General features: G+C 42.3%; 25 protein-coding genes and 1 tRNA gene. 10 read left to right on the forward strand and 16 right to left on the reverse strand.

Annotated features, from left to right (window positions below):
• Nucleotides 1–64 precede the first annotated feature (64 nt).
• The 5 genes from CFR83_RS07510 to CFR83_RS07530 all read left to right on the forward strand — a co-directional run bounded on the left by CFR83_RS07510 (nucleotide 65) and on the right by CFR83_RS07530 (nucleotide 8487).
• Nucleotides 65–946, forward strand: coding sequence for a transporter (locus CFR83_RS07510; RefSeq protein ID WP_088813444.1), 882 nt, complete (start codon nucleotides 65–67; stop codon nucleotides 944–946).
• Between the two features lie 76 nt (nucleotides 947–1022).
• A complete protein-coding gene (locus CFR83_RS07515; protein WP_088813445.1) occupies nucleotides 1023–1556 on the forward strand; it encodes an Rrf2 family transcriptional regulator in 534 nt (177 codons plus the stop codon).
• Nucleotides 1557–1625: 69 nt separating this feature from the next.
• A complete protein-coding gene (locus tag CFR83_RS07520; protein ID WP_088813446.1) occupies nucleotides 1626–5009 on the forward strand; it encodes a transglutaminase family protein in 3384 nt (1127 codons plus the stop codon).
• 32 nt (nucleotides 5010–5041) lie between these two features.
• Nucleotides 5042–7597 (forward strand): circularly permuted type 2 ATP-grasp protein, encoded by a 2556-nt coding sequence (locus CFR83_RS07525; protein ID WP_088813447.1) that lies wholly within the window; start codon nucleotides 5042–5044, stop codon nucleotides 7595–7597.
• The gene (locus CFR83_RS07530; RefSeq protein WP_088813448.1) at nucleotides 7594–8487 is read left to right on the forward strand and encodes a transglutaminase family protein; all 894 of its coding nucleotides are present in this window, start codon (nucleotides 7594–7596) and stop codon (nucleotides 8485–8487) included. Before CFR83_RS07525 ends, CFR83_RS07530 begins: the two co-directional genes overlap by 4 nt.
• A gap of 54 nt (nucleotides 8488–8541) precedes the next feature.
• Here CFR83_RS07530 and CFR83_RS07535 read toward each other — a convergent pair whose 3' ends face one another.
• Nucleotides 8542–8757, reverse strand: coding sequence for an HP1242/YdcH family protein (locus CFR83_RS07535; protein ID WP_088813449.1), 216 nt, complete (start codon nucleotides 8755–8757; stop codon nucleotides 8542–8544).
• 184 nt (nucleotides 8758–8941) lie between these two features.
• Between CFR83_RS07535 and CFR83_RS07540 the strand changes: the two genes are divergently transcribed.
• The gene (locus CFR83_RS07540) at nucleotides 8942–10069 is read left to right on the forward strand and encodes a pyridoxal-phosphate-dependent aminotransferase family protein (RefSeq protein ID WP_088813450.1); all 1128 of its coding nucleotides are present in this window, start codon (nucleotides 8942–8944) and stop codon (nucleotides 10067–10069) included.
• Between the two features lie 31 nt (nucleotides 10070–10100).
• Here CFR83_RS07540 and CFR83_RS07545 read toward each other — a convergent pair whose 3' ends face one another.
• The 8 genes from CFR83_RS07545 to CFR83_RS07580 form a co-directional block, all read right to left on the reverse strand.
• Entirely contained in the window at nucleotides 10101–10313 is a 213-nt protein-coding gene (locus CFR83_RS07545; RefSeq protein WP_088813451.1) for a hypothetical protein, read from the reverse strand.
• A 39-nt stretch (nucleotides 10314–10352) separates the two neighbouring features.
• Nucleotides 10353–11108, reverse strand: a complete 756-nt coding sequence (gene modA / locus CFR83_RS07550; protein WP_088813452.1) for a molybdate ABC transporter substrate-binding protein — start codon at nucleotides 11106–11108, stop codon at nucleotides 10353–10355.
• An 8-nt stretch (nucleotides 11109–11116) separates the two neighbouring features.
• The gene (locus tag CFR83_RS07555) at nucleotides 11117–12073 is read right to left on the reverse strand and encodes a sodium-dependent bicarbonate transport family permease (protein ID WP_088813453.1); all 957 of its coding nucleotides are present in this window, start codon (nucleotides 12071–12073) and stop codon (nucleotides 11117–11119) included.
• Between the two features lie 603 nt (nucleotides 12074–12676).
• The gene (locus CFR83_RS07560) at nucleotides 12677–13066 is read right to left on the reverse strand and encodes a tautomerase family protein (RefSeq protein ID WP_088813454.1); all 390 of its coding nucleotides are present in this window, start codon (nucleotides 13064–13066) and stop codon (nucleotides 12677–12679) included.
• 54 nt (nucleotides 13067–13120) lie between these two features.
• Nucleotides 13121–13534, reverse strand: coding sequence for a MarR family winged helix-turn-helix transcriptional regulator (locus CFR83_RS07565; protein ID WP_088813455.1), 414 nt, complete (start codon nucleotides 13532–13534; stop codon nucleotides 13121–13123).
• 183 nt (nucleotides 13535–13717) lie between these two features.
• Nucleotides 13718–14125 carry a DoxX family protein gene (locus tag CFR83_RS07570; protein WP_423808384.1) on the reverse strand — a complete coding sequence of 136 codons (408 nt, stop codon included), beginning with the start codon at nucleotides 14123–14125 and terminating at the stop codon, nucleotides 13718–13720.
• Nucleotides 14126–14156: 31 nt separating this feature from the next.
• Nucleotides 14157–14393 (reverse strand): CDGSH iron-sulfur domain-containing protein, encoded by a 237-nt coding sequence (locus CFR83_RS07575; protein ID WP_088813457.1) that lies wholly within the window; start codon nucleotides 14391–14393, stop codon nucleotides 14157–14159.
• Between the two features lie 10 nt (nucleotides 14394–14403).
• Nucleotides 14404–14823, reverse strand: a complete 420-nt coding sequence (locus tag CFR83_RS07580; RefSeq protein WP_088813458.1) for a MarR family winged helix-turn-helix transcriptional regulator — start codon at nucleotides 14821–14823, stop codon at nucleotides 14404–14406.
• A gap of 183 nt (nucleotides 14824–15006) precedes the next feature.
• Here CFR83_RS07580 and CFR83_RS07585 point away from each other — a divergent pair, with 183 nt between their 5' ends.
• Both CFR83_RS07585 and CFR83_RS07590 read left to right on the forward strand, forming a co-directional pair.
• Nucleotides 15007–15648, forward strand: coding sequence for a trimeric intracellular cation channel family protein (locus CFR83_RS07585; RefSeq protein ID WP_088813459.1), 642 nt, complete (start codon nucleotides 15007–15009; stop codon nucleotides 15646–15648).
• A gap of 227 nt (nucleotides 15649–15875) precedes the next feature.
• Entirely contained in the window at nucleotides 15876–17579 is a 1704-nt protein-coding gene (locus tag CFR83_RS07590; RefSeq protein WP_088813460.1) for a cation:proton antiporter domain-containing protein, read from the forward strand.
• 137 nt (nucleotides 17580–17716) lie between these two features.
• Here the strand turns inward: CFR83_RS07590 and CFR83_RS07595 are convergent, their stop codons facing one another.
• Genes CFR83_RS07595 through CFR83_RS07610 form a run of 4 tightly spaced genes read right to left on the reverse strand, consistent with a single transcriptional unit; the run spans nucleotide 17717 to nucleotide 19565 of the window.
• The gene (locus tag CFR83_RS07595) at nucleotides 17717–17983 is read right to left on the reverse strand and encodes a heavy-metal-associated domain-containing protein (protein ID WP_088813461.1); all 267 of its coding nucleotides are present in this window, start codon (nucleotides 17981–17983) and stop codon (nucleotides 17717–17719) included.
• A gap of 10 nt (nucleotides 17984–17993) precedes the next feature.
• Complete coding sequence (locus tag CFR83_RS07600) at nucleotides 17994–18455, reverse strand: DUF411 domain-containing protein (RefSeq protein ID WP_088813462.1); 462 nt, start codon at nucleotides 18453–18455, stop codon at nucleotides 17994–17996.
• A 54-nt stretch (nucleotides 18456–18509) separates the two neighbouring features.
• Nucleotides 18510–19175, reverse strand: coding sequence for a DUF6803 family protein (locus CFR83_RS07605; RefSeq protein WP_207758574.1), 666 nt, complete (start codon nucleotides 19173–19175; stop codon nucleotides 18510–18512).
• Between the two features lie 57 nt (nucleotides 19176–19232).
• The gene (locus CFR83_RS07610) at nucleotides 19233–19565 is read right to left on the reverse strand and encodes a hypothetical protein (protein ID WP_133062470.1); all 333 of its coding nucleotides are present in this window, start codon (nucleotides 19563–19565) and stop codon (nucleotides 19233–19235) included.
• 37 nt (nucleotides 19566–19602) lie between these two features.
• Here CFR83_RS07610 and CFR83_RS07615 point away from each other — a divergent pair, with 37 nt between their 5' ends.
• Complete coding sequence (locus CFR83_RS07615; protein WP_088813464.1) at nucleotides 19603–19953, forward strand: DUF3147 family protein; 351 nt, start codon at nucleotides 19603–19605, stop codon at nucleotides 19951–19953.
• Between the two features lie 40 nt (nucleotides 19954–19993).
• Here the strand turns inward: CFR83_RS07615 and CFR83_RS07620 are convergent, their stop codons facing one another.
• Both CFR83_RS07620 and CFR83_RS07625 read right to left on the reverse strand, forming a co-directional pair.
• On the reverse strand, nucleotides 19994–20704 hold the full coding sequence (locus tag CFR83_RS07620) for a competence protein CoiA (RefSeq protein ID WP_088813465.1): 711 nt from the start codon (nucleotides 20702–20704) through the stop codon (nucleotides 19994–19996).
• 332 nt (nucleotides 20705–21036) lie between these two features.
• Nucleotides 21037–22803, reverse strand: a complete 1767-nt coding sequence (locus tag CFR83_RS07625) for a pyrroloquinoline quinone-dependent dehydrogenase (protein WP_207758575.1) — start codon at nucleotides 22801–22803, stop codon at nucleotides 21037–21039.
• A gap of 340 nt (nucleotides 22804–23143) precedes the next feature.
• Between CFR83_RS07625 and CFR83_RS07630 the strand changes: the two genes are divergently transcribed.
• Entirely contained in the window at nucleotides 23144–24175 is a 1032-nt protein-coding gene (locus tag CFR83_RS07630) for a class I SAM-dependent methyltransferase (protein ID WP_088813467.1), read from the forward strand.
• A 41-nt stretch (nucleotides 24176–24216) separates the two neighbouring features.
• Here CFR83_RS07630 and CFR83_RS07635 read toward each other — a convergent pair.
• Nucleotides 24217–24293: transfer RNA gene (locus CFR83_RS07635), tRNA-Arg, on the reverse strand.
• Nucleotides 24294–24365 lie beyond the last annotated feature (72 nt).

The raw sequence follows: 24365 nt of genomic DNA on the forward strand, positions 1-24365 counted from the left end.
ACCAGCATTTTTTATTGTGGCGATAAAAACCAACAATGGTACCCATACATTTACAATCCCGTCCATGAAGTTTTACTTAAAGAAAATGATTTTTTTCAGCGCCATCCTTGCCAATAGCGCAGGGGCGATTGATCTATTGCCAGGCGATGTTGTGGCGCCCAAACCAGATGTGCACTTATTACAGTTTTCATATCAGCGCATAGAGCGCGGTGATTACTATCAAAATAATCAAGTGGCCCTTAACAATAATCAGATTGTTAATAGTCAATTACAGGTTAAATACGGCCGCTCATTTGAAATACAAAATTTACCAGCCTTCTTCTATCTACAAACACCTTATACAGATATCAAAGCAAGAGGTACTGCCGCCAACTTATTAGGACTAACAGACGCATCTGGTGTTGGTGATACCACCTTTGCATTAGCTGTTTGGCCATATGCCAATCACAACACGAGAACATATTTAGGCGTTGCAGGGTATTTAACAGCGCCCACAGGTGACTATCAACATCAGCGCACCTTCAACCCAGGCGAAAATAGATACAAATGGGCAGGTCAAATTGGTTATCAGCAACCTATATACAAAGATTTAGATTGGATGATTGCTTTTGATACTTTGTGGTTTGGCAAAAACTCCGACTACAAGGTCAGCACCTACTCAACACTTGAGCAAAAACCACTCTACTCATTACAAACAAGCTTTTTGTATCAACTTAATCCCACCTACTCTGCTGCACTCGCTTATTTTTACGCCAGCGGCGCAGTTAGTTATAAGGATGACGTGAAGCAAAGTGACCAAACTGTTAGCCAACGCTATCAGGCTAGCTTGATAGCCAACGTTCCAATGGGGAAAGTCATTCTTCAGTATGGCCAGGAGATTTCTACGAAATCTGGCTTCAAAGAAGATAACCGCTGGGTATTGAGATACAACAGGTACTTTAAATAAACCTTTGTTTTTATTTCAATTTCCCTAGTTTTAACGAGGAAATTGCAAATTTTAGCGATTGGGGTATATTGGACTCATGAGAATTACTACCAAAAGCCGTACAGCGATCACTGCCCTAATCGATCTTGCCCTGCACTCAGCGCAAGGTAGAACTGTATCTTTGGCAGAAATCGCAGAACGTCGTCAGATTTCCTTGTCCTATCTTGAGCAGTTGTTTGCCACCCTACGTGCTGCAAATATTGTGAATAGCTTCAGAGGCCCTGGCGGTGGCTACACTCTTGCAAAAGAAGTGTCTGAGATCAGCCTCAAAGATATTGTCTTGGCAATTGATGGTGGTAACTCTAAAAAGACTGCCACCAACGACCTATGGTCATCACTTGAAACATTCATGTTCGAGCACATGGCAGGCATCAGTTTGGCAAGCCTAGTTCAAGACAATCTAGATAAGTTAGAACCGGTTGCTGCTAAACCTAAAAAAGAAAAAGTGGTTAGCAAACGAGTTGCCAATCTTCAGAAAAAAATCAGCGTGGCTAAAAAAGCGACCGTTGAGAAGAAACGATTCATTGCCAACTCAGTTTTCTCTTGGGCTAAGCACCTAAAACAAAGCTAATAAACGCTTGATTTTCAAGGCATCTAAGTCTTTTGGGTGCCTTGGCATAAGTTTTGCTTATATGTATACATGGCTATACATATCGCACTTAATCACGTTACCTCATACAGCTACGACAAGCTGATCAATCTTGGTCCACATCTTGTGCGCCTGCGCCCTGCACCCCATTGCAGAACGCCAATTTTGTCGTACTCACTGCGTGTTGAGCCAGAAGCACACTTTTTAAATTGGCAGCAAGATCCTTATGCCAACTACATGGCACGCCTGGTTTTTCCGGAAAAGACCAAAAAGTTCACCGTTACCGTTGATTTGGTGGCCGAAATGGCCGTGTACAACCCTTTTGACTTTTTCTTAGAAGAACATGCTGAACACTTTCCGTTTAAATACGATAAAAGCCTAGGCCATGATCTAGCACCCTACTTAGCTACATCCAAGCCAGTGGGCTTATTCAAGCAATTACTCAATGAAATATCTGACAAAAAAGTTAGAACGATTGATTACTTGGTAAACCTGAATCAACTGATTCAAACCAAAGTCAAATACACCATCCGCATGGAACCAGGCATTCAGACACCTGAAGAGACTTTGGTGTTGGGATCCGGCTCATGCCGCGACTCAGCATGGCTATTGGTGAATTTGCTTCGCCACAAAGGCTTAGCAGCACGTTTCGTATCAGGCTATTTGATTCAATTAAAACCTGATGTGAAGTCGTTAGATGGCCCATCTGGTGCAGAGTCTGACTTCACAGATTTACATGCTTGGTGCGAGGTGTTTTTACCTGGTGCGGGCTGGATTGGTCTAGACCCCACTTCGGGACTTTTGGCTGGAGAAGGTCATATTCCAGTGGCATGTACACCAGAACCATCTGGTGCATCGCCCATTTCCGGTGCATTAGATAAGTGCGAAGTGGAGTTTTCGCACCAAATGAGTGTCACCCGCGTTTATGAATCACCTCGAGTAACCAAACCCTATACAGAGGATCAGTGGTCAGCTATTGAGGCCCTGGGTCATCATATTGATGATGATTTACAGGCCATGGACGTGCGGCTCACGATGGGTGGCGAACCTACATTTGTGTCAGTAGACGATAGAGATGGTGCTGAGTGGAATACAGATGCGTTAGGTCCAACTAAACGAGGTTTTTCTACAGAACTCATTAAGAAGCTTCAAGATAAATATGGTCGCGGTGGCTTCTTGCATTTTGGTCAAGGCAAGTGGTACCCAGGTGAACAACTACCCAGATGGGCTTTGTCATTATTTTGGAGAGCTGATGGGGATACCTGTTGGAAAAATCCAAAACTGCTAGCCGATGAAAGAGAAAAACATCAATACAGTAATGAAGATGCGAAAAATTTTATTGAGCGCTTAACTGAAAAATTAGAGCTTGATAAGAAATACATCACGCCAGGCTACGAAGATACTTGGTATTACCTGTGGCGTGAACGCAGACTACCAGTCAATGTTGATCCGTTTGACTCCAAATTAGATGATGAATTAGAAAGAGCTCGCCTAAGACGTGTGTTCACACAAGGCTTAGATGAAGTGGTGGGCTATGTTTTACCGATTAAACGCAATAACGCTAATTATTTAAAACCTAGCTGGGAATCAGGTCCTTGGTTCATGCGGGATGAACGCATGTACTTAATGCCAGGTGATTCAGCCATGGGTTATCGCTTGCCACTTGATTCATTACCATGGGTATCTGAAACTGATTACCCCTACCATATTGATCATGATCCTTTTACCCCTTCGAGTGGATTAAAGAGTCACGCCCAACTGAGACAACAATATCAACAAAAGCCTGTTGTCAAGCATGAGGCTAAAGGCTCTTTGGCAGGGAATGACGCATACCCAGCATTTAATCAATCCGCCGCGTGGATCACTCGCACTGCTTTGTGCGTTGAGGTGCGCAACCCTGGCAGAGCAAGCGGTCCTAAAGCTGAGTTTGCAAGCAAAGACGTTGGCGTCATTTATGTCTTTATGCCACCACTGCAGTTATTAGATGACTATTTAGAGTTGGTAACAGCGATTGAAGCTACGGCAGATGAATTAAATCTACCAGTGATCATGGAAGGCTACCCACCGCCCAAAGACTCTCGTTTAAAAATGCTACAAGTAACACCTGACCCTGGCGTGATTGAGGTGAATATTCATCCGGCTAAAAATTGGGAAGAACTGGTAGACCACACTGAATTTTTGTATCAAGCAGCGCATGAAACTCGCTTATCCACTGAAAAGTTCATGATGGATGGTCGACACACCGGCACGGGTGGTGGCAACCACTTTGTGATGGGTGGTGCAACACCAGCAGATAGTCCATTCTTAAGAAGACCTGATCTTTTGCCAAGCCTTCTAACCTTTTGGCATAACCACCCTTCTCTATCTTATTTATTCTCTGGGATGTTTATTGGGCCCACCAGTCAGGCACCCCGTATTGATGAAGCCAGAAACGATCAAGTTTATGAATTAGAGATTGCTCTTAAGGAAATTGAGAAACAGGTCAATACCTGGGGCCAATGCCCACCGTGGATGATTGATAGAACTCTGCGCAATATCCTCATTGACGTCACAGGCAATACACACCGCTCAGAGTTTTGCATTGATAAGCTTTACTCACCCGATGGACCAACCGGTAGATTGGGGCTATTAGAGCTTCGCGCCTTTGAGATGCCACCTCATGCACAAATGAGTTTGGCGCAACAGCTCTTAATTAGAGCTTTGATCAGTTGGTTCTGGAAGCAACCCTATGTGGGTCATGGTGTTACGCGTCTCAATCGCTGGGGCACTGAATTGCATGATCGCTTTTTGTTGCCAACGTTTGTGCAAATGGATTTTGAAGATGTTTTGGCAGAACTCAATCAAGCAGGCTTTGAATTTAAATCAGAGTGGTTTGCACCTCATTTTGAATTCCGCTTCCCATTGATTGGCGAAGTAGAAACAAGAGGTATTCAGTTGTCTCTCAGAAGCGCACTAGAGCCTTGGCATGTGATGGGTGAAGAGGGTGCCATTGGCGGAACAGTCCGTTATGTTGATTCTTCAGTAGAAAGAATTGAATTAAAAGTGACTGGCTATAACGACAATCGATACACCATCACAGTTAACGGCAGAACGGCGCCAATGCAACCGACTGGCAAAGTGGGTGAATATGTACTGGGTGTTCGCTATAAGGCGTGGCAACCCCCTTCTGCATTACACCCAACCATCCCGGCTGACACTCCTCTTAGTTTTGACATTGTTGATAACAGTTTGTCCAGATCACTAGGTGGCTGCCGTTATCACGTTGCTCATCCTGGCGGCCGAAACTACGATACCTTCCCAATCAATGCTTATGAAGCGGAAAGTCGTCGTCTGGCTCGCTTCTTCCGACTAGAACATACGCCCGGAAGAATGAAGGTTGGTCATGTTTTCCCTAGCCAAGAATTTCCATTTACTCTTGACTTGCGTAGAACTTAAAATGACAAACATTCATTTAATGGATTGAACTTTTGTCAGAGAACTTACCCCAGCCATCAGCAGATCAATTAGAACCTAGCAACTCTTCTAACAAAGAGTTGCTACAGTTAATCGATTCCCTATCTCAAACACCTGACATAGGTAATCATGATGAATTGCGCCTTGAAAATGGTGAGCTGAAAGATTATTGGCTTAAGTTTTTTGAATACCTTGGCACCGATCAAATAAAAAACTTATCAGAAAGTACCAAAACTGTTGATCGCTTAATTCAGCAAAATGGTATTACTTATAACGTTTATGATTCTGATCAAGCACAAAGTAGACCCTGGTCACTCAACCCATTGCCCCTAGTTATTAACTCTCAAGAATGGGCTGAGATTTCAAATGGACTATCGCAACGCGCAAGACTACTCAATGAGATTTTGAGAGACACCTACGGTAGTCAAACTCTTTTAAATAATGGCTATCTACCAACAGCTCTAGTTCAAGGACATCCAGGTTATCTCAGAGCAGTTCATCACATCAAACCGCCTGGTGACATTTATCTTCATATTGTTGCTTTTGATATAGCCAGAGGGCCTGATGGTAAGTGGTGGGTCATCAGTAATAGAACGCAAGCACCATCTGGTCTTGGTTACGTTTTAGAAAATCGTTTGATTGTTTCTAAGTTATTTCCAGAAGCCTTCAGAGAACTAAGAATTCAGCATATTGCTTCAAGCTATAAGCGTCTATTAGATACCCTCACAGAATTGGCTACGCCACTAGCCCAAGGTGAATCAGTACGCTTTGCCTTGCTTACTCCAGGCCCGTATAACGAAACATATTTTGAGCACACTTATCTGGCTCGCTATTTAGGTCTACCGCTAGTGGAAGGTGATGATTTAACAGTTAGAGACGATAAGCTTTATCTCAAAACTTTACATGGTCTAGAACGTATTCATGGTCTGTTAAGACGTCTTGATGATGAGTTCATGGACCCCCTTGAATTAAGAGCAGACTCAACACTAGGCATCCCTGGCTTACTTCAAGCCATTAGGTCAGGTAATGTATTAATTACTAATGCATTGGGAGCTGGATTTTTAGAATCCCCCGCAATCCAGGGATTTTTACCTGCGATTAGCGAAAAGCTGCTTGGCGAAAAATTAGCCATGCCTTCTCTGAATACTTGGTGGTGTGGCGAACAAGCAGCTTGGCAAAACATCAGTCCAGAACTTAAAACGCAGGTTATCAAACCTACCTTCACTGGCAGCGTAGGACCCCATTTCCAACCGATTGTGGGATCGCAATTAGATGAAGATCAATTGGATGCCTTGCGTGAAAAGATTGAACAGCGCCCAGATATTTATACGACTCAAAGTTATTTACAATTTTCGCAAGCGAGCACTTGGCAAGAAAATCAGTTCACACCACGCACGGCCATGCTACGCGTTTACGCCATGGCCAATACCAATGGCACCTGGGAGATTTTGCCAGGAGCAATGACTCGTGTTTCAAGCGAAGATCCGAATGTGGTTTCTATTCAACGAGGTGGCAGTACTCTAGATACTTGGGTGATGACGGATAAAGAGGTGGATACCTACTCCATGCTCTCGCAACGCTCCAAGTACATCAACCCCCTCACACCTCATGGTCTACAGTTAATTTCTAGCCGCACGGCAGAAAACTTATTTTGGTTAGGCCGCTATACAGAGCGCGCTGAATCACTCACTCGCCTAGCCAAAGAATCATTGATGATTGCTAGCGTGAGTGGCGAAGACAACTTAAATGCTTTGCAAGATGCAGTTTCTGAACTAACCATCAGAGCAGGCTTGATACCTGAAGAAACACCCAAACTATCTAAATCGCCAAAAGTATTTGCTAGAACACTCATCTCACAACTTAATCACAAAGATAGTTTTAGCATTGGGTATTACATACAGGCTCTTAACAATAATCTGCGCTTAGTCCGAGACAGATTGCCAAGCGACCACTCAAAATTGGTGGGCTACATGAAGTCCAGCCTAGAAAATAGATTAGGCAATAAAACGTCCTTTGAGAGTCGCTCACTGATTGTGGCGGTTGAGGCCTTAGACAATTTAGGACTTCAATTGGCAGCACTTACCGGCTTGCAAGCTGACCGAATGACCAGAGACTTGGGTTGGAGGCTACTGACCATTGGCAGATTAGTAGAACGCTTAGTTAATTTAAGCGAAACCTTGGGTACTTTCTTTAGCCATGATGCATCCCTATCTAGTCGTGGCTTTGACATGCTGTTGACTTTATTTGATAGCACCATCACTTACAGAACTCGTTACCAACGTTATCAAGATATCAACGCCTTGATGGAGTTATTGGTGTTTGATAACACCAATCCACGATCAATGACATGGATTTTGCAAGAACTCGATCACGAGATTCATCATCTGCCCAATACAGCTAAGGAAATTGATACCTTTAGCCAGATTATTCAAACCTGCCAGCCTATTTTTGAAGATACGATGAATATAATCAGCTACACCGAGAGAGTGTCGGCAGCAGGCAAGAAACTTTCGAATGAAATTAGCAGCCATTACTTTGCACACATCAAAGAGCAAAGATTTGCATCATGAATAGCAAGCACATCCAAGTCGAACACATCACGCTATATGAATATGAAAGCGACGTGGAGTTAGCTCATCACTTGGCTTATCTGCGCCCAATCAATAATGCTTACCAAGAAGTAGTCAATAGTCACCTAGACATCACACCAACGCCAGATACGCATCATCAAAATCTTGATATTTTTGGCAATCAAAGAGATTTCTTTTCTTTTCATAAGAATCATGAATCTCTCCATGTCAACGCCCGCTGTGAAGTCTTGACTAAAGAGATTCCCAAAGAACTGATTGAGATGACCCACATCACCTGGGAAGAAGTTAAAGAACAACTTAGGTACGAGGCTGGTAAATCTGTGTCCGCAGCAGCAGAATTTATCTACCCAAGCCCATTTGCCCCATTTGTGATGGATATCAAGCGCTATGCTGAAGAGTCATTTACTCCTGGTCGTAGGATGATTGATGCATCGATTGATTTATGCACCCGCATTTTTAAAGATTTCAAATACTCACCAGACGCCACCGAGATCAACACCCCAGTGTGGGAGGCATTTAAAAATCGTGCAGGTGTGTGCCAAGATTTTGCGCATATTTATATCGTCGCCATCAGATCTCTGGGCTTGAGTGCCAAATATGTCAGCGGTTATCTATTAACCACCCCACCCCCAGGACAAAAGAAGTTACGAGGTGCAGATGCATCCCACGCTTGGGCATCAGTCTATTGCCCAGGAATACCTGGGGATTGGCTTGAGCTAGACCCAACCAACAATATGATTGCTGGCAATAATCATATAAGGCTTGCGATGGGCAGAGACTTTGGGGATGTATCCCCTATCAGAGGAATTATTCGAAGTGGCGGTAGCCACAAAATATCGGTAGGGGTTACTGCTGAGGAAGTGGAATAAAAAAAGGCATTTCAGAGAAATGCCTTTTTGCTGCCGGGTTAATAGATAAATCTATTAACCTTGGCTTTTCTTAAGAACCGTGTACAACTGGTCTTTAAGGTTTAACTTTTCTTTTTTAAGATTTTCAATCTCTTCAGGAGTACCAGGCTCAAGATGCGACTCCATGTTTTTAATCTTTTGATCTAGAGCATTGTGTTTATCAAACAGATGTAAAAAGTGCTTATCTGTTGTTTTAAGTTTAGTAATTAGATCTCTGTATTCTGGAAACATAAACTCTCTCTAGTTAATTGAAGGCAAATAAACCAAACATTTCTGTAGGCATCTTTACTCTACTGGATTTTTGGAGCTTATTCTTAAAATATCTTGCTTTGCATCAATAAACCTTAGTTTATTCCACTAAGTAATATTTTCTGTATGCTTATACAAAATGCAAAACAATCTATAAGGAGTAGTCATGCCTGGTTTATTGCCCAATGTTGATCCAGACGGTTTATTAGAGTTTTCTGTGGTTTACACAGACCGCTCTCTCAATCACATGTCTAACGAATTTAAACGTGTGATCACAGACATATCATCTGTGCTCAAAGACGTTTATCAAGCTCACTCTACTGTGGTAATTCCTGGTAGCGGCACATACGGCATGGAAGCCGTAGCCCGACAATTTGCCACCAATCAAAAATGTCTAGTGATTAGAAACGGTTGGTTTAGCTACCGCTGGACTCAAATTTTTGAGGCAGGACAAATCAGTCAAGATTTACATGTGATTAAAGCTCGTAGAAGTAGCGATTCTGCAACCGCTCCATTTGCACCAGCGCCTATTGATGAAATTGTTAATTTCATCAAAACTGAGAAACCAGCCGTAGTCTTTGCACCACACGTAGAGACCTCAGCCGGCATGATTCTGCCTGACGACTATCTCAAGAAAATCGGTGAAGCGGTTCGCTCAGTAGATGGTTTATTTGTATTGGATTGCATTGCATCTGGTGCGATGTGGGTGAATATGCGCGACTGCCAAGTCGACGTATCAATTAGCGCTCCACAGAAGGGCTGGAGTAGCTCACCTTGCTGCGCACTGATCGGTTTGAGTGATAGAGCCAGAACCAAGATTGACAGCACAACCAGCACCAGCTTCTCATGTGACCTTAAGAAATGGTTGCAAATCATGGAAACCTACGAGAGTGGTAACCATGTCTATCACACGACCATGCCAACTGATGCATTAAAAACACTACGCAATGTGATGAAAGAAACTCAAAGTATTGGCTTTGAAAAACTAAAAGCTGCACAAATTGATTTAGGCAATAAGGTAAGAAACTTATTGGTCTCAAGAGGTTTCACAAGTGTTGCAGCACCGGGATTTCAGTCACCATGCGTGGTTGTGAGTTACACCACAGATCCTGAGATTCAGTCGGGCAAGAAGTTTATTAACGTAGGACTACAAACTGCGGCTGGCGTACCCTTGCAGTGCGATGAAGGTCCAGAATTTAGAACTTTCCGTCTAGGTTTATTTGGTCTAGAGAAGTTACAAAATATTGATAGAACTATCAAGCACCTTGAGCACGCACTCAATACGATGAATTAGTCCAATAGTTAATCTTGCAGGGGCAATCAGATTACTCTGAGCGCCCCTCAATTTTGTCCAAGATTTTCTTAGCATGCCAACCCATGCGCCCTTCTGGATCCATTCTCTGAATATCATCCAAGGCTGTTTTTAGTAATTCGTTTTCTTCTTTGAGGGCGTACATGCGATTTCTAAGGTTGCCAGCATCCAACCATGATCCAATGGCACTTATTAAACGGGCAATGAGGTAACTCCAATCAGGCATAACGAAAGTATGCCATGACAGCTCAACTACACCCGAGCATCAGGGAACGGCATAGCCGTGGGCTTTGATGATTGCCTTAGCCTGAGGACCTTGTAAGTAGTTATAAAAATCAACCACAGATTGAGGTGGGTTTTTAATGAGAACCATGCGTTGTCTGATGGGTTCATGAAGATTTTCAGGGATTAATAGGTAATCCGCATCCCGAGCCACCTCTTTAGAAATCGCTAATGAGTAGGCCGTAAAACCAATTGGCGCAGCTCCTACCACCACAAAATTTGTAGCCGATGAGATATTTTCTCCATAAGCAAATTTATCTTTGGCCAAGTGAATCAATCCCATCTTGGTTAAGAATTCAACAGCAGCTTTTCCGTACGGAGCAAGATCAGGCTTTGCTAGGGCGATCTTGTTTGCACTAGTGATGATTTTTCGCAGATCATCCTCTTTTAAACTTAGCTTAATACCCCTGCCTTTATTTGCAATGATGGCCAATCGACCAATTGCATAGACCTTACCTTCGTCAACCGTAAAACCTTCTTTACTCAAGGCTAGCGGGAAATTTTCATCGGCTGAAACAAATAGGTTAAACGGTGCACCCTGCTGTATTTGACGAGTTAAATTACCCGATGCTCCATAAATTATTCTGAATTCTTGGCCAGTAGCAGACTTGTATTGCTGATAGATCTCTTCCATCGGCGGCTTCATGTTGGCAGCCACAACAATCGTTGGAGGATTGGCCCACGCACTATTCAGTAGAGTGAATAAAAACGTACCTACAAAGTATCTTAATAATTTCATATTTAAAGTTAGTGTGCTAGCTTCGCTAAGTATATATACAGAGGTATACCCAATATGATATTAAATGGAAACGTGATACCTAAAGACATACCCATATAAAGAGCAGGATTTACCTCAGGCAAAGCATGACGTAAAACAGCAGGCACGGCAATATAAGAAGCACTGGCAGCAAGCACCATCAACAAGATGGTCTCCCCAAAGGGTAAACCGATCAGTGTTGCCAAGCCAAGCGTTAAACACGCATGGATTAACGGTGAGCATAAAGCATAGATGAGCGTGATCGGCGGCTTGCCCTTTAATCCACCAAAGTTCTTGGCTGCCATTAAGCCCATGTCAAGTAAGAAGAAAGCTAACATACCCTTGAATAGATCAATCGAGAATGGCGCCATGATTTTTTGACCATCATCGCCACTTACCAAACCAACCACCATAGATCCCAACAGAAGCAATTGTGCGCCGTCTGTGAATGACTCATGCAGAACTTTAGAAATCCGAATGGGTTCCACCGCATTAAAAGATGCTGCCCTCGCCTTATTGGCCAAAATAATAGCCAAGATGATGGCAGGAGATTCCATCAGAGCCATCGCTGCAGCCATGTGGCCGCCAAATGGAATGCCCGACTGATCAAGAGCTTGAGTGGCAGTGATAAAAGTCACCGCGCTAACAGAACCATATGTGGCAGCAATGGCGGCAGAGTCATAGTTATTTAATTTGGTCTTTAAAACTGCGTAGCCAATTAGAGGAATAATCACTGCCAAGAAAATAGCCAACCCTAAAGCCAAGGCAATTTCTACTGTAAAGCCAGATTTATTTAGAGCAAATCCGCCCTTTAAACCCAAAGCCATTAATAAGTAGAGAGACAAGAATCTTGCAATGGGCTGGGGAATCTCTAGATTAGATTTAACAGCGCCAGCAAATGCTCCAAAGACAAAGAAAAGAATCGCTGGGTCTAAAAAATTATTCATTTAGCCATAATAGACTGTTTAAAAAAGCACTCGGTTAACCCCCATAAAAATCAGGGTTAAAAGTACTTAATTGCTAGCTTACTTAAAAGAGATTTAATCAATAAAGATTATTAAGCCGAATGATGTGTGTAATATATGGAGACTATATAGATAGAGTTCACCTGGATTTGATGCTAAAAAAATAGCATTTAACAAATTCACTAGTCAGGAAATATGCATGGTCAATATTTCAAACTGAGCATCAATAGCGTTTTGGATGTGGCGAGCTAGGTGGCCTGCCCAGCACGATTCGAACGTGCGACCTACGCCTTAGAAGCTCATAATTTAGATGATTTCTCACAGTATTCTTAATATGTTACACCTGCCACAAACACCTGCTCAATAGGCAGTTTGATTTATGGAGTTCCGTGGAATTCAATGACAACGGGGCGGCATCGACAGCGGTCGCATGCGATTGAATTGGGGCTGAATTTGTTGAATATGGGACATATGGAAGATGTCGGGAAAACCGACAAATAAAAACTCACTATACAAAGGTGGTTTATAGAATTTTGGTGGCCCGGGGCGGAATCGAACCAGGGCCTAGGATGCTCTATCCAACAATCAATTGTGATATCTGTATTCCTGAGTCTTACCGCCATAGCCATAAGATGCCGCTCTCACATCCTGAACATAGATATAGCTCTCTTCATGAAGATTGCCTAGAATTCGCTCAAAACCCCTATATGCCTCTTTGATGTATTGGACCTTTTCATCTTTTGTATTAGTTTCATCTGTAACTTTGATATCAAAGTAAAAGCTATTTTTACCCTGCTCACTCAATAGATGACCACCCACAAACCATTGATCGTGCTCTACATAATCAATAGCAATCGCTGTGACTTCTTTCTTCTTTCCCAAGACTCTATGGGTCAGATCTAATAGTAATTCGTTGATTTGCTTAGTAGTTTCTATTGATTTTTTACCGCTGACTTTGACGTTCAAGATGGGCATAACATTCTCCTAATTAGTTAGCTATACAACTATATGATCAAAAAAATTGGGGCGCTACAAAACCTCACTTATTCCCCTTAACTTACCGACAACATCTAAAAATTCGCTAGTACCCAACAATTTCTTAAGCTTCTTTGTAACTTCACCGCTGGCCGTATTGATGCTATCTTTGATTGCCTTAGCTTTCTTAGTTGGGTGAATCTCCATTTCACGAGCATCATCGGCTGATGGCAATCTTTCAATTAACCCCAACTTTTCTAATCCATCCAAACCTCTAGAAGCTGTAGGCTTAGTAATATTCATTTCTTTAGCTAGAGCATTTTGATAAGAGCCCGGCTTATCCAATATCACTCTCAACATAAATGCTTGGGAAGGCGTCAGACCAAAGGATTTAAATGCCAAAGTCCATTCCCGCTCCAATTTACGAGCAAGTGAAGTGGTATTGAAGTAAAGGCATTGTTCAAACATGGTCTCACTATAGCACAAATTAGTTAGCTATACAACCATAATCAAGAATTTCGTTTAAAACGACATTAACTAGCAAAGAAAATGGGGGCTAGAACGCCCCCTCAAGGATGGTAATTAAAGCGGGGGAACACAACAGTAAACAAGTGGGCGTTATTGTGTTTTGATAGTCTTAGTTAATTCCACTTATGCCTTGCAGCCATCAATGCTAATGGAACCAGCACCTGATGAAGCCAATACCAACAATCCACCAGTTACAGCAATATTCTTAAAGAATAATAACTGAGCAATAAATGCGGCATCTGCTGGAGCGGCCCAAAATGCGTGGCCAGTAATACTTGCCAGTACAGTAAAGATTGCAAGGCTGATTGCTACAAAACGAGTGTGATACCCAAGAATTAAAGCAAGGCCGCCTAAGATTTCAATAGCAATAACTACCCAAACCAAGATTGCTACAGCAGGCAAACCAAGAGACGCAAAATAACCTGTTGTACCCTCAACGCCCATTAACTTATTGAGACCCGCTGGGAGGAACAATGCGGCAATGGCAATACGACCTAGTAGGTTTAATACATTTTCCAAGTTCTTCATAATTTTCCTTTTTTATAAATTGATATAGAGGCTCTTAGAGCTTGTTATGACTGCCATCACAAAACACACCGTTGGAACTATGTTTACAGCCGCAAAGGTAAACGGTCTCAGTCTTATCTGCTGTAAACGCAACTGGAGTAAGCTCGGTAGTCTTATGACTTCCGTCGCAAAATGGTTGATTCTTGCTTAGGCCACAAGAACACCAGTAATAAGTTTGACCAGCAGTTACTTCTACGGTATGAGGAGCTTTCTGAGCAATATGGGGTTTCATGATGATTCCTTTACTTAGTAAAAATCGTTCTTAATAACTTGAGAGACTCTTCAACTTCTTTAGCCTCTTTTTTTGAGAGCTTTTGAAACACCAACTCAAGATGCTTCAAATGATCTGGAAATACTTTTTCAAAAGTCTTTTGCCCTTTAGTAGTCAACTTGAGCAAATGACTTCGAGCATCATCAGGATTCTCTTGTATGGCAATAAATCCCTTTTGAACCATTCTTTCTACAACACCTGTTAAAGAGCTTTTAGAGATTAAAGTCTTTTCTCCCAACTGCTTAAAGCTCATGGGCGGTTGATTGGCCAGCGTGGCAATCACATCAAACTGGACGGGCAATAGTCCCAACCCTCGAATATGGGCGGAGGAGTAGCCCTCAAATTCTTGATAGGCTCTAGCGAGTTCTTTAATGATAGGAAGAAAGTTCATATACGTACTAATATAGTCCATATATGAACTAATGTCAAACGCCCTATTAGGCGAAGGGGTATCTTCTACAAAAAAACATTTCGGGCGTCACAAAGCCTTCATATAAGAATGACCGTAAATTTAGTTACAAAAATTTATAGAAATGGTGATAATAGGTACATCAACCCTAAGTAAGATTTTTCTATGTTCAGCACCCCATCCCTTAGTTTTTTTCAAGAAATCATTGAGCTGATTGGTATCTTTTCATTTGCCGCATCAGGATTGATAGCTGCCTTAAGAAAAAAATTGGATTTGGTTGGCGTGAGTATCGTGGCTGGTTTAACAGCTTTTGGTGGCGGTACATTGAGAGATATTCTTTTAGACCGCAGACCATTCTTTTGGGTTGAACACTCTTACTGGCTCTGGGTGATCATTGGTTTAACAGTTGTGAGTATTTGGTTTATTAAGAACAAGCATCTGGTGTATACCGAAAAAATGATTCAGTTACCTGACGCAATGGGCTTGGCATTGGCAACCATCCTAGGCACTCAAATTGCTCTTCAATTTGATATGCCAGTCATTGTGGCCATTTTGCTAGGCGTCATTTCTGCAACGTTTGGTGGCGCTTTGCGCGACATCGTGTGCGGAGAAATTCCACAGCTATTTTCTGACAATCGTCCCTATGCGGTAATTGCTTTTGCTGGTAGCGGTTTATATATCTTTTTGAGCTCTTATTTATTAGACAACTCTACGGCTGCCGTGATTTCATTTGTGTTTATTTTCACAATTCGAGCGATTGCCTTATATAAAAATTGGCATCTTCCAAGTTTCAGGGCTCAAAAGTAAAAAACCACCCGAAGGTGGTGTGCGAATCTTGGTGGCCCGGGGGCGGAATCGACCAGGGCCCAGGATGTCTGACTCTATCTAGGAATGTCGTTTAAAACGACACTACTTGCGATCCCTTAATCATTAACCAAAGCATTAAGTTAATTTAACAACCCAAATACCCCTTTTGATATAGTGAATTATTATTGTGCTTTATAAAACTCCAACAGTATTAAGGGGTCAGATACATGCCACATGACGTAAGCCTTATTGCCATTCTTGCAGCCGGATTTAGTTTGGCCCTCATCATGGGGTTTGCGGTCACTTATCTGAAAATGCCGCCGTTGGTCGGCTACTTACTAGCAGGCGTACTTATTGGCCCTGCAACTCCGGGCTTTGTCGCTGATATTGGTTTATCGATGCAATTGGCCGAACTCGGCGTGATGCTTCTGATGTTTGGGGTGGGCTTGCATTTCTCAATTGGCGACTTGATGTCTGTCAAAAAAATCGCCATCCCTGGCGCGCTTTTTCAAATGATAGTTGCAACAGTCCTTGGCTTTTTGGTTGCCAATTATTGGGGTTGGTCTTTATTGGGCTCCATCGTGTTTGGCTTAAGTTTGTCCGTTGCAAGTACGGTCGTTTTATTGCGAGCACTCGAAGACAAAGGGCTCTTGGGCACGTCCAACGGAAAAATAGCCGTGGGTTGGCTTGTTGTAGAAGATTTGGTGATGGTGTTGGCTTTGGTACTTCTTCCTGTATTGGCTGAATTACTTCAACATGATGGCATCAATGCTGCCAGCGGCAACATCGATGAACTGCTCAAACCAATCGGCATTACCTTGGCCAAGGTCACTGCGTTCATCGTGCTCATGTTGGTCATTGGTAAAAGACTACTCCCAAAAATCTTGTGGTTAGTAGCAAAGAATGGTTCTAGAGAATTATTCACACTAGCTGTGATTGCATCTGCAATCGGGATTGCTTTCTTAGCAGCAAAAATATTCGATGTCTCTTTTGCTCTCGGGGCATTCTTTGCCGGCATGATGCTTGGCGAATCTAAGTTAAGCCAAAGAGCCGCTGATGAATCTCTACCCCTCAGAGATGCTTTTGCCGTACTCTTCTTTGTATCGGTAGGAATGCTATTTGATCCACAAATTTTGTGGCACGAACCGCTCAAACTTCTTATTGTGATTTTTATTATTTTGATTGGAAAAACATTGGCTGCTATGGCCCTTGTTTTACTGTTCAGGTACCCACTCAACACTGCGGCAACCGTTGGTATCAGCTTGGCTCAAATCGGAGAGTTCTCTTTCATTCTTGCGGGAATGGGCTTGGCCATGAACCTCATTCCAAACGAAGCCTATAGCCTGATTCTTGCAGGAGCAATCATCTCGATTGCCCTTAATTCGTTTTTGTTCGACAGCATTTCACCTTTGATCAATTGGGCCAGAAAGCGCTCAGCCCTTGCAAGAAATTTAGATCAACGCATGGATCCTTTAGCATTACTGCCAACTTCTACACAAGAATCTCTACTGACTGGACAGGTGGTGATTGTTGGTCAAGGTCGTGTTGGTAAAAGAGTGCTTGAAAAGTTAAAGGCGGAAGGTGTTTCTTGTGTGGTAGCCGAGAAGGATCGCTCGATTGTTGAGAGCCTCAGAAAATCTGGAACGCCAGCTGTGTCTGGAGATGCGTCTGATCCATTCGTACTCATACAGGCACACATTGCAAATGCTGCCATCATGGTGATTGCCTCGCAGGACTCGATTGATATCAGCAAAATGGTAGAAACTGCTAGAACCCTCAACCCAAAGATATCAATCTTTATTCGCGCAAGGGATAGCGAAGCAATTGAGATATATAACAAAGAAGGTTGGGGTCAATCTTTCACACCCGAAGATGAATTGGCGAATCGTTTCTCTGTAGAAGTACTGAAAGAATTAAGACGAATACCTTAAAGCTGTGTAATCAAGCAAGCAATCTCACAAACGAAAAAACCACCCGAAGGTGGTTTATAGATTCTTGGTGGCCCGGGGCGGAATCGACCAGGGCCCAGGATGTCTGACTCTATCTAGGAATGTCGTTTAAAACGACATCACGAACACTTACACCCGCCACCACAGCCACCACCCTGCTTGGCCTGAGTGGTACCACCAGTATCCAGTTGAGCTGGATAACCATCCTCAATTAATGCGGCAATCAAATCATCCGTCTTATCGGTAGCCCTTGTCACTTTTACCTTGCCAGCGGCTAAGTCAACATTTACATCGCCAACACCATCTAATGCTTTAAGGGCACTAGTCACATGCTTTACACAAGAACCGCAAGTCATGCCACTTACATTTAAATTAATTTCACTCATTTGTATTCCTTTATCTATAGGACTGGTAAACGCTTGGTTTTCCATTCATCCCAATTAATAAAACATCATATGGATCTTTTCTCCCTTTATATTCAGGGCCATCCATACCCGGAGAGCCAACAGGCATAGCTGGAACGGCTAGGCCAATGGCTATAGGTTTTTCTGCTAATAGTCGCTTAATTTCTTTAGCAGGCACATGACCTTCAATGGCATAGCCGCCAATTAATGCGGTGTGACAAGAGCCAAATTGAATAGGCATTCCTAGCTTCTTACGAATCTCATCATTACCATCTGTATAAGTTTTGACAGCAAAACCATTCTTTTCAACATGGTCAGCCCAATCTTTACAACAACCACAAGTAGGGCTCTTCCACATCGTAATAACAGGGTTTTCAGTAGCCGCGAAACTGAGCGTAGGCAATAAAACTAGCCCTAAAGAAATAAGTCTTCTTTGTTGATTTACTTGTTTCATCTTTTAACCATCACTTTCTTTGAGTAAAGATTGCCCTTGCGGGCAATCTCCTGATTAATGATTGTGTCCTTGGTTATTCATCGGCATGTTTTGTTTCATTTGCTCGGGCATCTGTCCGCCATTCATTGGCATTTGATTGGTAGGCATATTGCCCATCATTTTCTGATGTTGCTTCATCATCTTTTCATGCTCTTCGGGATGACAGAACTCATGGCTATCAGCACCAGAACTCATTTGATGAGCACCTGCTCCTTTATAACCAAGAATGGATGGGTCAAGCATGCCAGCAATCATGGCAATATGACCGAACACTAGAAACAGGGCAACGCAGATCGCATGGATTTTTAATTTACCCATTTGATCCAACGCCTTATTGACTAAACCCATCTCTTGTAAAGCAATCCAAATCAGCGGCAAGCCAGCAATAAGATATGTCCCAACAGCAATCACATCAATGACCGTTCTCCATTCGCCTGCTTTGGTAATTGGTATGACGGCATTCGTCATGATGTAGATGATGATGCCTACAAAGTAAATGCCTACCGCAATACCAGCAAAACGATTGAGGTAATAGACCGCCCCATCGAACTTACGAGTAAAGAGTAGATACAGCTCAGTAATTGCCAAAGTCTCAGCCAAGATGACTGGGATAGCCATAAAGATAATCAAGTTCCAAGGCTGATTAACAGCCAATAACTCCATGTAGTGAGTCATGTTCATATATTTCTCCAATAGATAACCGTAGCTTAGTGCCACAAAAATTAGTTAAAACAAAAATTAACTAAATTGTCTTGGAGGCTTGAAGATGTGATTAGGGATCGCCTCAACAACTAATTGAGGAACCCACGCAACAAAGTGACTTGAAAAGTCTGGTTGCTTGTATTGATTTGTAGATAGATTAGCGACTACCCCCAAACAGCATTGGTGGTGAGTTTGATGATTGGTTGATTGTAACTTTTCAATCTTGGTGTCGGCATTTGTATGACAGTCATGTTGAACCACATGCTGAACATGAGTATCCCCTAAAGACTCATATGACGCAGACATACTGCCCGCATGAATGAGGCTAACAAATATGGAGAGGCATAAAAACGCACAAATCCGACGCATAATTCATTTTATTCCTTTTTAATATATTTGTTAAATCATGACTTGGATTATCACCAAATACTTGCTGACAGCCGGAATGGTTGTATTCATTACTGAAGTTGCCAAACGGAGCGATAAGTTAGGAGGATTGATTGCGGCATTGCCCTTGATGACGCTACTTACTCTTACTTGGCTATTCATTGAAAATCAATCGGAAGAGAAAATAGCAAACCACGCTTATTACACTTTTTGGTATGTAATTCCAACACTACCGATGTTTCTACTATTCCCTTACCTACTTCCAAAAATTGGGTTTGGGCTAACAATCGCGGCTAGCATCCTAATCACGATCATTTGCTTTAGTTTATTTGCACTCTTAATGAAAAACTTCGGAATTCATTTGCTGTAAATCAAATCGCTTTTATTAGATGTCGGTTTTCCCGACATATTTATAGGCCCTGAACTAGATGTCTCGGCGATTTGTAATTATCTAAAAAAAGTTTGAACTTACGAACAACATCATCAAATGGACTCAAACTGCTTGATCTCAGTCTTTCAATAAACTCCACCCTGGGAATTGGCAAAATATAAGCCCACAACTCATTACTCTGGGGAAACAAGCACCATAGATCATCCACACCGAAATCATAGATAACATGCACCGTACTAGCTATCCAATCTCTAAAAATAGCTCCCTCTGCAAATGTCACACGTAATTGAGGCCAAAGATTATTAGGTCCTGACTGTTTCACAACTTGCATAAAACGAGTTTTATCTCTTGCTCGCCTATTTCCGTCAACAACCCAAATTAACTTTTTATAAAAACTTTCCCTGGAGCGACGTTCCTCAGGTGCGATGTAGGAATGTTGGAATTCAATGATCCAGCCATCTTGAGTTTTGACATCTGCTACGTGCTTTTCACCATCATCCGCAATATGAACTATTTCTTGCCAATCCTCAGGAAACTGATTTTTCCATGATCGATGCCATTCAGTCTCTTTTTCCCACCACGGATCACATTGAATTTTTGCCTTGTGAGCCCAATGATGAATACGCTGTTCACCACATTTAGCCACAACTGGATTACCACAGCCAAGACATGTCCCCTTCAACTGAGATTGAGCTTCTTCACGTTGACTGTTAACAAGTGCGAATTTCATAGTTATCAAAAATAAGAGAAAGTATGGCTATACGACCATATTAACTCCATCTTAATAAATGTCGGTTTTCCCGACAAATCACCATGAGTCGCTGATAGTCTCAAAGGATTGATGCCGTAGAACCAGATAAAAATCACCTAGAAACACAGTCGTGCATGATTAATCACAGTCAATCAATATCATGAGCCTTGTTGAAACATATTAATTTTGAGATTTTTGATCAAGCCCGAGAGACTTGGCCTGCCCAGTACGATTCGAACGTACGACCTAATTCTTGTGCTTAATTGGTTATGAATTACTGTGCTGGTTAACAGAGTAATTCATAACATGGACTATTTTTTAGGTAAGGAATAAACATGTATTTCATCGCCTTGTTTAAATCCAAACAACTGGTTACCACCGGCTGCAACTGCTATGTATTGAATTCCATCAATTTGATATGTAATCGGCGGAGCATTCACTCCAGCGGATAAGGTGGTCGTCCACAAACGATGACCATTTTTCGCATCAAACGCATTCAATGAGCCATTGCCCTCACCCACAAAAATCAGATCACCTGCAGTTGATAGTAAACCACCTACCAACGGCTCTGGAGTCTTAACTTGCCATTTCATTTTTCCAGTTTTTAAATCTACAGCAGACAATACCCCCCAACGTGGTTCATCCATCAATAGCTCAAGAGTTGAGTAATCCAGTGATGGTTTATCGCCTTTAGCTGGTATTGTTTTTTTAGAATATCTAACTGGCCAATGAATCGCCGGCACAAATGCTGTGAGAGTCTTAGGATTTAAAGCGGTCGGCGTCCAGTTAACACCACCTACTGCACCAGGTGTAATCACTATACCCTCAGGAGTTGGTCGAGCAAATAGATTGGTCTGAGGAATAAAAGCTTCAGATTTTTTGAGCAACCGACCCGTCACGCGATCATGGACATAGTACCAACCAACTTTCGATGCTTGCCCTACTGCAGGTATTTTTTTACCTTGAACCTCGTAATCAAATAGGATTGCTGGGCTAGCCACATCATAACCCCATAAATCATGAGGCACTTGTTGATAATGCCAACGAATTTTTCCCGTATGAATATCTAAACAAACCAAAGATATGGTGTAGAGATTGTCACCTGGTCTAGATGTGTCATCCATTTGTGGCGATGGATTACCAGTACCAAAATACAATAAGCCACGCTTTGTATCTATAGCAGGCGTCGTCCATGCCGAACCACCACCATACTTAGCAGCATCAGGATAACGATGTAAATTATTTTTTTCGAGATTTATATCTCGATTTAATGGCACGCCATCAGGGGTAGTTGTTGTAAATGTCCCCTCCCAAGCTTGTGGCGCAACGGTGTCGAATTGCCAAATTCTTTGGCCTGTCTTCACATCAAATGCTGCTAAAAATCCTGCGCGTCCATAGCTTCCAGCAAAACCCACGACTGCACCCAAGGGCGCACCCTCCCGCTCCGAATCAAGATGCAAACCATACCCTACGCCTGTGATACCTACTAGCACCTTACCTTGATAAACGATGGGAGCCATGGCAATACCAATACCCGATTGACCAGCAATCGAACTATTTTTTAATTTGTCACCATCTTGTAGAGTTTGAATACTTTCTGCACTTGCACTTGAACCGTCTGCAACTTCAATATCCCAGACAACTTTTCCAGTGCGAGCATCTAGTGCAATTAGTCGTGCATCTACAGTTCCTACAAATACCTTGCCATCGCTAACCGCCACACCTCGATTAGCCGGCCCACAACATAATCGATAATCTTTTTTACGCTGATGTTGATATCGCCAAATTTCTTTACCAGTCACTGCATCAAGAGCCAAGACGTGGTTGAATGGCAAAGACACATACATCACACGATCAACAACCAATGGCGTTGCCTGAAATGATGCTTTTACGCCAGTGTGTACACGCCATGTTGACTGAAGATTTGCCACATTACTGGCTTTGATTTGAGTTAGTGGAGAATGACGTTGATGACTGTAGTCAAGACCATACATGGGCCAGTCAATATCTTTGGCATGTGGCTGAATAGAACTAAAAACTATTGACCCTACTAAAAGGCTATAAATTATTTTTCTCACCACTCCTCCTTTGTCTTTCTAAAACTTTATATCAATCACAGAAAATTAAGGGGGATACCCAAGAAATACATTAAGACATAGTCATGAAAAACATGAGCCAAATGATTACTCACAGTCGAGAGTATTAATAACTTTGGGAATTACTATCGAATGGGCTACAGGGGACTTTGCCTGCCCAGTACGATTCCAACGTGCGGCCTACGCCCTGAACTGCTCAATTTTTTGCATCTTGACGCCTCCCACAATTAACCTTCAAAAAATAACCCTTTAAATTACCGGAAAATCTTACAAAGATTAATCCTGATAAAGTTGTTCCATATCTAAAAACAATGGAGACAGCATGAGCGAATCTTGCCAACTTTGCCAATCAAAGAAATTGGTTCACTCGAAAAAGATAGATGCCAAAACTCAAGCCCCATTGGATATTTCATCTTGCCCAGACTGCAGTCTTGTTGCACAGAAGAATATTCCTAGTGATGAAGAACTAAAAATTTATTACTCCCACAACTATCGCCAAGACTATAAAAGCACTTACTCACCCAAACCAAAGTATGTTCATAGGGCTGGCCAGGCAGCGCTTAAACGTATTCGCTTCTTACAAAAAAACCTGGATCTAAATAAGCAAACATTAATTGATATTGGTGCAGGTGGCGGTGAATTTGTATATATCGCACAGCAATTTGGCCTAGCGGCACGTGGAATTGAGCCAAACATTGGATACTCCAATTTTTCTAAAGAACAATATGGCGTCGAAGTTAAAACAGCCATGCTCTCTGATGTCGAAGACTCCTCTGCAGACATATTGACCCTATTCCATGTATTCGAGCACATGGCAAAACCACATGAGGTGATGAAAAAGTTACATCAAAGCCTTAAAGAAAATGGTTATTTGTATATTGAAGTACCGAATATTTTGCAGGCTGATGCATCACCCCATAACATCTACTTCAAAGCACATCTCTTTTATTACTCAAAGCACACCTTAATCAGCATGGCTAGTCGTTATTTTGAGGTGGTAGACGTTGAAGATCAGGGTAATCTCCAGATCTTATTTAAAAAAAGATCTCAGGCTCTTGAATCGCTGATTCTTCCAACGCACGATACAGTTCAAATGTCTCAAGAACGCATGGTAAAAAAAGGCTGGTTTGAATACCTCTTTTTAGCAGGCGGCATCATGAAGCCATTATTTCGAATTGAAAGAATAATTGCGGAGGCTTTTATTGGGAAGAAACAACCAAAAGAAATCCTTGATCAGCTTTTAAGAGATTCACAGGCTAGCAATTTTCTATTGTCCAAACGAGAACTTAAAAGAACTGGTGGTTGGTCCATAGCCGGTGGTCTTGGATTTGTCTGCTACGAACTCTTATGCTAACGAGCTGTTAGTACGGCAATTTGAAGAATAGCGTAACTATTTGGCCTGCCCAGCACGATTCGAACGTGCGACCTACGCCTTAGAAGGGCGGTGCTCTATCCAGCTGAGCTATGGGCAGTCTTTGAACTGAAGTGAGGATTATAGCGGAGGTCATCCGCTCTCTCATGATTAGTAACAATTAAAATAGAGG

Source organism: Polynucleobacter victoriensis (genome assembly GCF_900187875.1).
Classification (GTDB): Bacteria; Pseudomonadota; Gammaproteobacteria; order Burkholderiales; family Burkholderiaceae; genus Polynucleobacter; species Polynucleobacter victoriensis.

Excerpts from the sequence above, each read along its gene's own strand:
- CFR83_RS07585 (WP_088813459.1), top strand. The coding sequence starts at position 15,007 with ATGTTCAGCACCCCATCCCTTAGTTTTTTTCAAGAAATCATTGAGCTG.
- CFR83_RS07530 (WP_088813448.1), top strand. The coding sequence starts at position 7,594 with ATGAATAGCAAGCACATCCAAGTCGAACACATCACGCTATATGAATAT.
- CFR83_RS07520 (WP_088813446.1), top strand. The coding sequence starts at position 1,626 with ATGGCTATACATATCGCACTTAATCACGTTACCTCATACAGCTACGAC.
- CFR83_RS07600 (WP_088813462.1), bottom strand. The coding sequence starts at position 18,455 with ATGAAACAAGTAAATCAACAAAGAAGACTTATTTCTTTAGGGCTAGTT.
- CFR83_RS07565 (WP_088813455.1), bottom strand. The coding sequence starts at position 13,534 with ATGTTTGAACAATGCCTTTACTTCAATACCACTTCACTTGCTCGTAAA.
- CFR83_RS07620 (WP_088813465.1), bottom strand. The coding sequence starts at position 20,704 with ATGAAATTCGCACTTGTTAACAGTCAACGTGAAGAAGCTCAATCTCAG.
- CFR83_RS07590 (WP_088813460.1), top strand. The coding sequence starts at position 15,876 with ATGCCACATGACGTAAGCCTTATTGCCATTCTTGCAGCCGGATTTAGT.
- CFR83_RS07605 (WP_207758574.1), bottom strand. The coding sequence starts at position 19,175 with ATGAACATGACTCACTACATGGAGTTATTGGCTGTTAATCAGCCTTGG.
- CFR83_RS07560 (WP_088813454.1), bottom strand. The coding sequence starts at position 13,066 with ATGCCCATCTTGAACGTCAAAGTCAGCGGTAAAAAATCAATAGAAACT.
- CFR83_RS07515 (WP_088813445.1), top strand. The coding sequence starts at position 1,023 with ATGAGAATTACTACCAAAAGCCGTACAGCGATCACTGCCCTAATCGAT.
- CFR83_RS07535 (WP_088813449.1), bottom strand. The coding sequence starts at position 8,757 with ATGTTTCCAGAATACAGAGATCTAATTACTAAACTTAAAACAACAGAT.
- CFR83_RS07595 (WP_088813461.1), bottom strand. The coding sequence starts at position 17,983 with ATGAGTGAAATTAATTTAAATGTAAGTGGCATGACTTGCGGTTCTTGT.
- CFR83_RS07510 (WP_088813444.1), top strand. The coding sequence starts at position 65 with ATGAAGTTTTACTTAAAGAAAATGATTTTTTTCAGCGCCATCCTTGCC.
- CFR83_RS07555 (WP_088813453.1), bottom strand. The coding sequence starts at position 12,073 with ATGAATAATTTTTTAGACCCAGCGATTCTTTTCTTTGTCTTTGGAGCA.
- CFR83_RS07615 (WP_088813464.1), top strand. The coding sequence starts at position 19,603 with ATGACTTGGATTATCACCAAATACTTGCTGACAGCCGGAATGGTTGTA.
- CFR83_RS07630 (WP_088813467.1), top strand. The coding sequence starts at position 23,144 with ATGAGCGAATCTTGCCAACTTTGCCAATCAAAGAAATTGGTTCACTCG.
- modA (WP_088813452.1), bottom strand. The coding sequence starts at position 11,108 with ATGAAATTATTAAGATACTTTGTAGGTACGTTTTTATTCACTCTACTG.
- CFR83_RS07545 (WP_088813451.1), bottom strand. The coding sequence starts at position 10,313 with ATGCCTGATTGGAGTTACCTCATTGCCCGTTTAATAAGTGCCATTGGA.
- CFR83_RS07540 (WP_088813450.1), top strand. The coding sequence starts at position 8,942 with ATGCCTGGTTTATTGCCCAATGTTGATCCAGACGGTTTATTAGAGTTT.
- CFR83_RS07575 (WP_088813457.1), bottom strand. The coding sequence starts at position 14,393 with ATGAAACCCCATATTGCTCAGAAAGCTCCTCATACCGTAGAAGTAACT.
- CFR83_RS07580 (WP_088813458.1), bottom strand. The coding sequence starts at position 14,823 with ATGAACTTTCTTCCTATCATTAAAGAACTCGCTAGAGCCTATCAAGAA.
- CFR83_RS07610 (WP_133062470.1), bottom strand. The coding sequence starts at position 19,565 with ATGCGTCGGATTTGTGCGTTTTTATGCCTCTCCATATTTGTTAGCCTC.